Annotated in this window: 9 protein-coding genes; all 9 read right to left on the bottom strand. The window is 37.0% G+C overall.

The window, feature by feature from the left end; all coding sequences use genetic code 11:
• Positions 1-96: 96 nt before the first annotated feature.
• A complete protein-coding gene (locus QZ548_RS04125; protein WP_295868538.1) occupies positions 97-1,335 on the bottom strand; it encodes a methionine gamma-lyase family protein in 1,239 nt (412 codons plus the stop codon).
• Positions 1,332-2,261, bottom strand: coding sequence for a tRNA (adenosine(37)-N6)-dimethylallyltransferase MiaA (miaA, locus tag QZ548_RS04130; RefSeq protein ID WP_295868540.1), 930 nt, complete (start codon positions 2,259-2,261; stop codon positions 1,332-1,334). The genes QZ548_RS04125 and miaA overlap by 4 nt, the downstream gene beginning before the upstream one ends.
• The gene (locus QZ548_RS04135) at positions 2,258-3,070 is read right to left on the bottom strand and encodes a class I SAM-dependent methyltransferase (protein ID WP_295868541.1); all 813 of its coding nucleotides are present in this window, start codon (positions 3,068-3,070) and stop codon (positions 2,258-2,260) included. Before QZ548_RS04135 ends, miaA begins: the two co-directional genes overlap by 4 nt.
• A gap of 1 nt (position 3,071) precedes the next feature.
• Positions 3,072-5,087 (bottom strand): DNA mismatch repair endonuclease MutL, encoded by a 2,016-nt coding sequence (mutL, locus tag QZ548_RS04140; RefSeq protein ID WP_295868543.1) that lies wholly within the window; start codon positions 5,085-5,087, stop codon positions 3,072-3,074.
• Complete coding sequence (mutS, locus tag QZ548_RS04145) at positions 5,087-7,720, bottom strand: DNA mismatch repair protein MutS (RefSeq protein ID WP_295868546.1); 2,634 nt, start codon at positions 7,718-7,720, stop codon at positions 5,087-5,089. The genes mutL and mutS overlap by 1 nt, the downstream gene beginning before the upstream one ends.
• A 2-nt stretch (positions 7,721-7,722) precedes the next feature.
• Entirely contained in the window at positions 7,723-9,039 is a 1,317-nt protein-coding gene (miaB, locus tag QZ548_RS04150; RefSeq protein WP_060924636.1) for a tRNA (N6-isopentenyl adenosine(37)-C2)-methylthiotransferase MiaB, read from the bottom strand.
• Positions 9,040-9,047: 8 nt separating this feature from the next.
• Entirely contained in the window at positions 9,048-9,923 is an 876-nt protein-coding gene (locus QZ548_RS04155) for an Asp23/Gls24 family envelope stress response protein (RefSeq protein ID WP_295868548.1), read from the bottom strand.
• Positions 9,924-9,938: 15 nt separating this feature from the next.
• Complete coding sequence (locus tag QZ548_RS04160) at positions 9,939-10,766, bottom strand: PHP domain-containing protein (protein WP_105089151.1); 828 nt, start codon at positions 10,764-10,766, stop codon at positions 9,939-9,941.
• A gap of 117 nt (positions 10,767-10,883) precedes the next feature.
• A partial coding sequence (locus QZ548_RS04165) for a His/Gly/Thr/Pro-type tRNA ligase C-terminal domain-containing protein (RefSeq protein ID WP_295868551.1) occupies positions 10,884-11,426 on the bottom strand: 543 nt, incomplete at its 5' end.

Here is an 11,426-nt window from a genome sequence, read left to right on the forward strand (position 1 = left end):
TAGCGGGTGGTTTAATGATTCGCGACTACGTCGCGAACCAGTCTAAAGACAATAACAAAAAGAATCCCTTTCTCAAAGAGAAAGAGATTCTAACTGTTATCTATGTTTTAATATTTCTTCTGCTGCACCTAAAATACCGAGCATGGAGTGTTCAAACACAAGGCCACCTTGCATGAAAATCGTATACGGAGGACGAACTGGACCATCTGCACTTAATTCAATGGAGGAGCCTTGTACAAAGGTACCACCAGCCATGATAATTTTATCTTCATAACCAGGCATATCGCCAGGGATTGGATGTACATGAGCATCTACAGGAGAATAGGCTTGCATACCTACACAGAAGTGCTCCATTTCTTCCCCATTTTTTAGATTGATGGCTTGGATCAAGTCATAGCGATCAGCATTTACCTTAGGGAATACATCATAGCCTAACAATTCACCTACCGCAGCCGTATATACAGCCCCTTTAAGTGCTTGCAATACTACGTGAGGTGCCATAAATAAACCTTGGAAGAACAAGCGATAACCAGGAGCATAGGAGCCCATATGATCGCCAAGTCCTGGAGCAGTAAGTTGATAGGCTGCATCTTCTACAAGGTCTTCTCTACCAACAATATAACCGCCAGTTGGCGCCAAACCACCCCCTGCATTTTTAATGAGAGAGCCCGCCATAATATCGGCACCAGCTTCTAATGGTTCTTGTAACTCTGTAAATTCGCCATAGCAATTATCTACAAAACAAATGGTGTTAGGATTTTTAGCTTTTACAGCATCTACAATGTTCTTAATATCGGCAATAGATAATGGTTCACGCGTACTATAGCCGCGAGAACGTTGAATGACTACTACTCGCGTATTATCATTCACAGCGTTAGCAATGGCCTCCACATCATAGGTATTATCTTTTAAAGGCACCTCAGTATAGGTAAACCCTTTTTCTACTAAAGAACCACGTACTTCACGAGCAGCACCAATAACGGATTGCATCGTATCGTAAGGCGCCCCTACTGCATAGATAAACTCCGTACCTTTAGACCCATTTCCCATCAAAGAAATTAATGTAGTTGCTAACGCATGTGTACCAGATACGAAGTGAGGACGAACGATGGCTTTTTCACCTTTAAATACATAGGCAAATACTTCATCTAATTTTTCACGGCCCACATCGCTATAGCCATATCCAGTAGTACCTGTGAAGTGATAATCAGATACTTGGCATTCTTTAAAGGCTTCTAACACCTTTTTAGTATTGGCTAATGCAATAGGTTCAAATTTCTTAAATTCTGGTTCAGCCATCTCAAGGGCTTTACTGCGTATTTCTTCTAATGTCATGCTAATCCTTCTCTACGGATTAAATCCATAGCTTTATTAAATATAAAATCTTTAGATGTATTGCTATCAATATGTATCCATTCAATATATGGCATACGTTTATACCAAGTGATTTGGCGCTTTGCAAAATGTCGAGTATTCTTCTTAATTAAATCGCGGCATTCATCGAGGGTAATACTGCCATTTAAATATTCTACAACCTCTTTATAACCAATCCCCTTAAAGGCTTGGCAGTCAGGATTTACTCCAGACTTAATGAGTTGTTCTACTTCTTCAATCAAACCTGCATCAAACATCATATCAACGCGTAAATTAATGCGTTCATATAATTTATCACGATCTCTCATGAGACCGATGATAGGTCCTTTATAAGATAAACCATCTTTTGTTTGATTACGTAATGAATCTACATTACCATGATGCAATATCTCAATAGCTCGATATAAACGATGTTTATCACTATATTGAATTTCTATGTTATGTGCTTTTCCCAATGTGAAAGCATAGTCTCGTAAGCCTTCAATACCTTTGGTATTATATAACTCATCAAGTTCTATTCGCAAACTTTCATCAGGTTTAACATCATTAAAGTTATAGTTCTCCAATAATGATTGAACATACAGTCCCGTGCCACCAGATAAAATAGGAAGAATATTCTGATCTTTTAAACTAGCGATAATCTCTTTCGCTTGGTCTTGAAAAATAGACACCGAATATGAATCATTTGGTTCTAGTATATCAATGAGATGATGTTTTACCCGATTAAGTTCATCCATCGATGGTTTAGCGGTACCAATATTGAGTTGTTTATATACTTGGTAAGCATCACCAGAAATAACCTCAGCATTAAGTTGTTCAGCTAATTCCAAGGTAAGCTCAGTTTTGCCTACCGCCGTAGGTCCAACGATGGTAATTAAGGGATTCACAATAACTCCTTCATATATACACCATAGCCTATGCGGCTATACTTTCCCCCCACCCATTGATGAGGTGGATACTTTTGAAAGACCGAACTAAAGGGTCGTTCTTTTATAATAACACCATATCTAGCAACGCGCATAGCTTGCGACATAATTATATCATCAATATGACTTTCTACAGTATGACCACGAAGCGGCTTAAATTGTGGACTTTCCTCTACAGGCACTTCAAACATGGGATCAAAATAAATAATATCTACACTATTATCTGATAGGTTAGGTAAATAGTTTTCATAGGTCGCATGTTGTACCTGAATACGTCGTAACGCATTTGTTACACTATCCTCACTATGAATATAATGAGCCAATCCATAGGAAGTAGCAAGCCATATAGGAAACGAACCTTCTAATCCTTGTATCTCTACATTAGGAAAAGCATAACTAACAATAATGCTATCACTAGCTAGGCCTATAGTAGAGTCGAGAAATGTAAACTGCTGTCCATCAAGTATGCCTTTTTTATCCAGAATAGTTTGAACAGCATTAACTAGATGATCTCCTTCACCACGTTCTATACGTAATATACGTAGTTGTGCCATGGAAAGATGAAAGCTATGTTTTTTGGTTTCAGGAAAGTGGATAGTTAATCCAGAGCCTGAAAGAACCGCAATATATTCACATTGATATTCTCTAAATAATGCCGGTATAGATGATTTTCCTCGTTTTATATAGGTCATATGCATAGAGGAAGCCAATGCTTTGGCTTCCTCCTGAATGGCCTCATTAGATTTTTGAGATGTAGTTAGTATATTCATATTAGGACCGTAAGAATAATTTCCCTAATTCATCAGGTGTAAACTTAATAATTGTTGGTCGACCATGAGGACATACATAAGGCTTTTCAGTACTAAATAAATCCTCAATTAAGGTAGTCATTTGATACATATTAAGGTTATGACCTGCCTTAATGGCTCCTCTACAAGATGCATAGGCTAGCATTTCATGACGCAACTGAGCCTTAGTAGGTTGTTGGTGATCATGTAAGTAAGAAAATACATATTGGAGAATTTCAAACGCCTTAGATTCTACTAAATCTACAGGAGCGCCTACAAGTTTTATCTTTGTAGGACCACCTAATTCGACATCAAATCCAAGATCAAGTAATGTTTCTCGTTCTTCCTCTACCAAATTCATTTCATCATCAGTGGCCTCACTATATTGAGGAACTAGTATAGATTGCATAGGAATTGCTTCAGAGGACTTACAAAGCTTATCATAACGCACACGTTCATGCGCCGCATGTTGATCTATAATGTAGAGATCATCACCCTTTTTAGCCAAAATATAACAAGACGCAACTTGTCCCATAGGTAAGAACCCGGAATTTTGAATCGTACGTTCTTCTGTATTATCTTCCCGAATATCTTGAGATAAGGACTTAAATCTCTCGACGTCCTCTTTTGTATAACTAGTATATTCGGTAGGTACAGCATCAAAACTTTCATCTGTAAAGGAAGACTGTTCGAACGTCGCCTTAGGCGAAGGTGGTGTGTACCCTTTAGTTTTAAGATTCTCTACAAACTGCGTAGTTTCACTACGCATGACTTCGTACCCTTTTGTACGTCGTCTACCAAAGACCTTATAAAAATCTACTGCTGTTGCTATATGTTCAGCAGACTGCATCTCATCTTCTACCACAGAAGGTGTTCGATACGAATCATACGTACTATTGCCAGCGGAAGATGAACTACTATTACTATCCCTATTGTTACTATTGAAGTCAACTCCATTAGTGACTATACCATTTATATAAGAAGATGATTCTCGTTCATAACGCTCATGAAGAGGATTATTTAAGGCATTCAAAATACCATGGTAAACTGCTTTAAATATAATCTTATCGTCAGAAAATTTTACTTCACTCTTGCGAGGATGGACATTAATATCAACCATCTCAGCAGGAACAGTAATATTTAGGACCACTAAAGGATGACCATTTTTCGGCAATAATGCGTGATATGCATTATCTATAGCCTTCATTATAGTTTTGTCAGAAATAACCCGGTTATTAACTATAATAGTCTGCCATATTCTCGTACTTTTAAGAAGTGTAGGTTTACTTACTACACCATCGATATAGATAGAGTCACTTTCATAAGCAACAGTGAAAATATCATCCTTAGTTTTATAGCCATATAGGGCAGCTACAGTATCACCAGTATTGCCATTTCCAGGCGTAATAATAGCCACTCGATCATCGATAATGAGCTTAAAGGAAATGTGTGGATTACTAAGAGCTAATTTTCCCACAATATCTTGAATCTTAGAAGATTCTGTACGTTCTGTTTTCAAGAATTTACGACGAGCTGGCGTATTATAGAACAAATCTCTAATTTCAATTGTCGTACCAGGTGCAGCACCGTAAGGAATACAATCGGTAAAAGTACCACCGTCTACAGTAATACGAGTCCCTAAATCAGAATCTGCTTTGCGTGTAGTCAAGGAAAAATGAGATACAGAGGCAATACTAGCTAGTGCTTCACCACGGAAGCCGAGGGATGCAATATCAAATAAATCCTCTACATGCTGAATTTTAGATGTTGCATGTCGTAGGATTGCTAACCGCGCATCCTCTTCAGTCATACCAATGCCATTATCGGTAATGCGCATATACGCCACACCACCATCTCCAATTTCTACCTCTATATTAGTAGCAGAAGCATCGATAGAGTTTTCAATGAGCTCTTTAATAACTGATGCGGGGCGCTCAACGACTTCACCAGCAGCTATCTTATTGATTGTGGTTTCATCCAAAACATGAATGGTAGCCATTATTTCCCGCCTCCTTTACGAGCCTCCTCTTGTAGTTCATATAATTTATTTAATGCTTCAATAGGTGTCATGCTCATTACATCCACTTCCAGTAAGCTATCAACTACTGAATGAGTAAATAAGTTACCTAGTGGAGAATCACTCACTTGTTTAGTGGTTGGTTTAACCACATTAGTAGGTTGACCGCCAATCACACGATTATTTAAATCACTAGCATCATGACTTTGATCTTCCAAGGATTCCAAAATCACTTCTGCTCGTTTTAATACAGAATTAGGTAAACCAGCCAGTCTAGCTACGTGAATACCATAGCTTCGGTCTGCACCACCTTTAATGATGCGGCGCAAGAATGCTACATCTTTACCTTTTTCTTTTACTGCTACAGTATAATTCTTTAATTTACTATAGCTTTCCTCTAAACAGATTAACTCATGGTAATGTGTAGCAAATAATGTCTTGCCATGAATATGCTTACAAATATGCTCCACTACAGCTTGGGCGATACTCAATCCATCAAAGGTGCTCGTACCACGACCAATTTCGTCGAGAATAATCAAGCTATTGTGTGTGGCATTTTCTAATATATATGCTACCTCTTTCATTTCTACCATAAAGGTACTTTGACCAGTAGAAATATCATCACTAGCACCTACGCGCGTAAAGATACGATCTACAGGTGAAATAGATGCCTCCCGAGCAGGAATAAAAGAGCCGATTTGAGCCATAATCATTAAAATTGCCGCTTGACGCATATACGTTGATTTACCTGCCATGTTAGGTCCTGTAATGAGCAAGAACTCCTCATCATCATGATTTAAAAAGATATCATTCGGTACAAAGACCTCACGTTTTAAGAATTTTTCAATAATAGGATGACGACCATCGCGAATATTAATTTGTCCATTCATTACAATGGTAGGACAAATATAATTCTCTTCATAGCCTACAAGTGCTAAGGAACCTAATACATCAAGCTCAGCAAGAGCACGAGCTGTCTCTTGTACATCTTTTATAACGAGTTTAATATCATTTCGTAATTGTTGATATAGTTCATGTTCTAAGGCGATTATCTTATCTTTAGCACTGAGAATTTTGATTTCAAACTCTTTTAATTCCGGTGTAATATAACGCTCTGCATTGGCTAAAGTTTGTTTTCGAATGAAATAATCCGGTACTTGTTCAGATTTACTATGAGATACTTCAAAATAGTAACCAAACACCTTATTATAGCCAGTTTTAATTTTAGATAAACCGGTAGCCTCTTTAATATCAGCTTCCATCTTGGCTAACCATTGTTCGCTATTCGTAGCCAATGAACGTAGTTCATCTAAATCCGGATTAAAACCATCCTTAATAACTCGACCCTCTTTTAATGTCAGTGCAGGCTGATCAGCAATAGCACGACATAATAGGTCATAAATATCTTTATGATCTTGAATACGATCATTGATAGAAGTTAATGATAAACTGGCACATGTACTTAATACATTTTTAATATCTGGTAAAACAGCTAATGATTCACGAAGTGCTGTTAAGTCCCTTGGGGACACAGATCCAGTTTCTACACGTCCTACAATACGCTCAAAATCATAAATGCAGTCCAGTAAGCTACGGATATGGGAACGTTCTGCACCACGTGTAATCAGTTCTGCTACAGCGGCTTGTCTACGCTGAATTTGATTAACATCCGTCAACGGACTTTCGAGCCATTGTTTTAAAAGACGAGCCCCCATTGGTGTCAATGTACGATCAAGTACATCAAGTAATGTACCTTTTTGACCACCATCACGTAAGTTATGAGTAATCTCTAAATGGCGCAAAGAAGATGTATCTAAAATCAAACGATTTCCGACACTCAATTGATGAACATAGTTAATGTGAGAAATTTCAGACTTAATGATATCCTCTAAATATAAGAGCATATAGCCCAAAGCTTCCCATACATCCTCTTCCATGAGACCTAGATCACCAAAGTGAGTAACCGCCTTTTCCGCTACTTCGCGCTGTGTATGATATGTACTAAATGGAGATAATACAATATTACTGAATTGATTATCCATAAAGTCTTTTATATCTTGCGGTAATACTGTTCCCTCAGGCAATATAATTTCACTTGGACGATACATGCTGAGAGCATCAAACATATCGCTTCGTTTTTCACAATCAGTAATGCGATGCCAAATAACTTCCCCTGTAGATACATCAGAAAATACGAGTATCCATGCATCTTTTACCATATAAAATAACGCTAAAAAGTTGTTTGATCGTGCATCATTACCATTTTCAGTCATTACAGTCCCTGGTGTGATGACCTTAATAACATCACGCTTAACGATGCCTTTAACTGCTTTAGGATCTTCTAATTGTTCACATATAGCAACCTTATAACCTTTTTTTACCAATGTTTCAATATAACTTTCAGCAGCATGAAAAGGAACGCCACACATAGGTGTGCGTTCCTCATCTCCTGTTGGGCGACCGGTTAAGGTTATATTAAGTTCACGAGATGCAATTAATGCATCATCATTAAATAATTCATAAAAGTCACCTAAACGAAAGAACAGTAATTCTTCAGAATATCTAGATTTAATATCTAAATACTGCTCCATCATAGGTGTTTGCTTTTTTGCCATACTTACCCCTTTTGTATTGTACCGTAGCAAACCCAAGTTTGTGCTTTATCAATATAGGCTGGTACGGTTTCGCCAATTGATAAAGAGTCGTCTTTCGGGAATAATACCATTTTATTGCCCGATGTGCGACCAAACCACATATCTTCATCACGAGGACTTGGCCCCTCTACAATAATATCAAACACTTGCCCTTCCATAGGTTTATTTAGTTCATAAGAGATTTCATTTTGCACATCCATCAATGTTTGTAAACGTACACGTTTAACCTCTTCTGGAACTTGATCATCCATAGTCGCTGCTGGCGTTCCAGAACGTTTAGAATAAATGAATGTATAAGCCATATCATAGCGTACATCTTTTAACAATTGTAATGTAGCTTGGAAATCTTCCTCTGTTTCCCCTGGAAAACCTACGATAATATCTGTAGTAACTACTACATCTTTAATCTTCTCACGACAGTAAGAAAGTAATTCTTTGTAATGTTCTACCGTATAATGACGGTTCATTTTCTTCAAAATACGGTCTGAACCTGATTGAATTGGTAAATGTAAATGGGTAACGATATTAGAGGAACGCCCAAGTGCATCTATCATAGATTTAGTCATATCTTGAGGATGACTTGTCATATAGCGAATACGTTCAATTCCTGGAATACCATCGAGGGCATCAACTAATGTACCAAAATCAGTACCATCTTTGAAATCTAAACCGTAAGAGTTTACATTTTGTCCCAATAACGTGATTTCTTTAAACCCTTTTGCACCTAGTTCAGTAACCTCTTTTACAATGGCTTCTACAGGACGACTTATCTCTCTACCACGAACGTGAGGAACAATACAATAGGTACAGAACTTATTGCAACCATTCATAATAGGTACCCATGCATAAAAGGTGCCATTAGGTTTCGCTTCCAATTCAGGTAGTACAGAATTATCCATATCCACATTGATTTGATGTGTATGACCGCGTTGAACCTCTTCAATCATTTCATTAATATGTTGAATATTATGAGTACCTAAGACAATATCAATATGTGGAGCCCGTTTAAACATTTCCGCTTGATTCTTCTGAGCCATACAACCTGTAACAGCAAGAATCAAGTTTTTGTTTTTTCTCTTCAGTCTCATTAGCTCACCTATGCGGCCATAGACTTTAGTTTCTGCATTCTCACGCACTGCACAAGTATTTAACAAAATTAAATCTGCAGTTTCTACGTCCTCTGTAGGTGTATAGCCTACAGATTCTAACTGATGCGATAAGCGCTCAGAATCAGCAGTATTCATTTGACAACCATAGGTGTAAATATAATAAGACTTCATTCTAACTCCTATACTTTAACAATCTTACGTTTTGTTTCTATAATATTCTTAACTTTTATAGACATACGTTCAATAGACATGCCTGTAATATACTCAATTTCATTTCGAACGGACTTTTGTACCTGTTGCATCAATGGTTTAACAGGATAACCATGTTCAATAACAACAGCCATATCTACAACTAAACCATTTTGGCCTTTGTCACTCTTTTTGAAAGAAATAACACTTGATTCATCAACACCAACAACTTTTTTTAAGCCATTGCGAATCAATTTGATAATTACATCATCATCGAAGGTAAGTCGTCCATAATAACTGAAAGCAGGACGAACCACAGAACGTTCAAATCCTTCTGAACCAATTTGCCCCAATGTATCTTGATCTTGTTTTTTCAATGTACGTCGACGCCACATGGTTTTAATTGGATCAATCAAATACCCTCTAAAGTGAGGTTTCAATTCCATTGTTGGAACTGGAATAATATGTTTACCTTCTTTAAGACGAGCATGTTGTGCTTTTTCAATTTCTTTAGGTGTAGCTACATCTTCAATGCGAATATATCGATCTGGATCTTGCAAGCCTAATGCTTTCGTAATTTTCTTTACCATATTATCGGATGTACCAATAATCATAAGCTTATTAGGATTAATTTTATATAATTGTTCACGCACTGATTTTACTTGTACTTCATCTTGGAAAATAGCACGACGAACAGCTTTTAATCGGCTAGATTCTTTCTTTGCAGAAAAGCCAGCTACAATCTTATTATCATGAATTAAAATGCCATCATCGATGATACATTCAATATTATTTTCATGAGCAACTACGAGCGCACGATGGCTTTTACCAGTGCCACTACTACCTACAAATGCAACGACTTCCATAGTCAACCTCATTATTTATAACAAACTAATAAATTCTGATACATTTTCAGCGGATACCAAGTAATCGCCAAATTGATCTGGTGCTTTACCTGGAATACCATGATAATCAGAACCACCTGTAATAAACAAGTTATGTTCTTTAGCTAATGCTTTATATCGTTTCACATCATCATCGTTATGTTTAGTATGGTAAACCTCCATACCATCAAAATCATAGGCTAACATTTCTACTACATATTCATCACTAGTTACTAGTTTAGGATGGGCCATAACGGCAAGGCCACCAGCTTTATGAATAATATCAATAATATGCGGAACCTCAACCTTTACCTTAGGTACATAGCATGGGCTATCTTTTCGAAGAATACCTTTGAATACCTCATTAATATCCTTAGCATAACCACCATCAATTAATAACTGTCCAATATGTGGACGCCCATAAGCTTGCGTCTTAGGAAATTTTTTAAGTAAGTCATCTTTCGATATAACATACCCAGCATTATTACAACGTTTGATAATCTCATCAATCCGTTCTTCTCGTTTTGCTTTAAAATATTGAATAAAGTCTTTTAATTCTTGATTTGTTTCATCAAAACGATATCCCAGAATATGAATAGATTTATCTTTATAGTCAGCACTAAATTCACAACCATTAATAATTTTAATAGTTTTTTCCGGATCTAATTGCTTTTGAGCGGCACGCAATGCTTTTATGCCATCAATTTCGTCATGATCAGTTAAAGCCATCATAGATAGATTACAATCTAAAGCATGACGTAATAATTCTTCTGGACTTTTAACTCCATCAGAATAGATAGAATGCATGTGAAAATCAACAAGCATAGAGCACCTCCCATTACAATTATCCTATCTTTTAATTATGACTGATTTAGCTAATTTATTCAAGATGAGATAGAAAAATTGCGACCCTAATGAGTATTCACTAGAATCGCAATTTAATTATAAATCTTGAAGTAATTCAGTAACCTTAGTCGCTACAGAATCGATTGCACATGTAATCGCTTCACCAGACTTACGGATTTGAATTTCTACTTCATTATTTTCAAGTGTATTTTTACTTACTGTAATACGAAGTGGATAGCCAATTAAATCAGCATCTTTGAATTTTACACCAGCTCGATCCTTACGATCATCAAGTAACACATCTACACCTGCATCTTGTAATGCAGTATAAATTGTTTGACTTGTAGACATCAAAGCTTCGTCTTTTGCATTAATAGGAACGATAACGGCTTCAAATGGAGCAATAGAACGTGGCCAAATAATACCATTTTCATCGTGATACTGCTCAATAGCAGCAGCTAATGTACGAGATACACCAATACCATAACAACCCATAATCATTGGATTAGGACGACCATTTTGATCTAAGAATGTAGCTTGTAATGCCTCTGAGTATTTTGTACCCAATTTAAATACTTGGCCTACTTCAATACCTTTAGCATGTTCTAGAGCACCACCGCAAGTTGGGCAAACATCGTC

The organism is uncultured Veillonella sp., assembly GCF_915069625.1.
Lineage (GTDB): Bacteria > Bacillota > Negativicutes > Veillonellales > Veillonellaceae > Veillonella.

What these genes read in the sequence shown, in the direction of transcription:
- QZ548_RS04125 (WP_295868538.1), bottom strand. Translation starts at nt 1,335, where the DNA reads ATGACATTAGAAGAAATACGCAGTAAAGCCCTTGAGATGGCTGAACCA.
- QZ548_RS04135 (WP_295868541.1), bottom strand. Translation starts at nt 3,070, where the DNA reads ATGAATATACTAACTACATCTCAAAAATCTAATGAGGCCATTCAGGAG.
- mutL (WP_295868543.1), bottom strand. Translation starts at nt 5,087, where the DNA reads ATGGCTACCATTCATGTTTTGGATGAAACCACAATCAATAAGATAGCT.
- mutS (WP_295868546.1), bottom strand. Translation starts at nt 7,720, where the DNA reads ATGGCAAAAAAGCAAACACCTATGATGGAGCAGTATTTAGATATTAAA.
- miaB (WP_060924636.1), bottom strand. Translation starts at nt 9,039, where the DNA reads ATGAAGTCTTATTATATTTACACCTATGGTTGTCAAATGAATACTGCT.
- QZ548_RS04155 (WP_295868548.1), bottom strand. Translation starts at nt 9,923, where the DNA reads ATGGAAGTCGTTGCATTTGTAGGTAGTAGTGGCACTGGTAAAAGCCAT.
- QZ548_RS04160 (WP_105089151.1), bottom strand. Translation starts at nt 10,766, where the DNA reads ATGCTTGTTGATTTTCACATGCATTCTATCTATTCTGATGGAGTTAAA.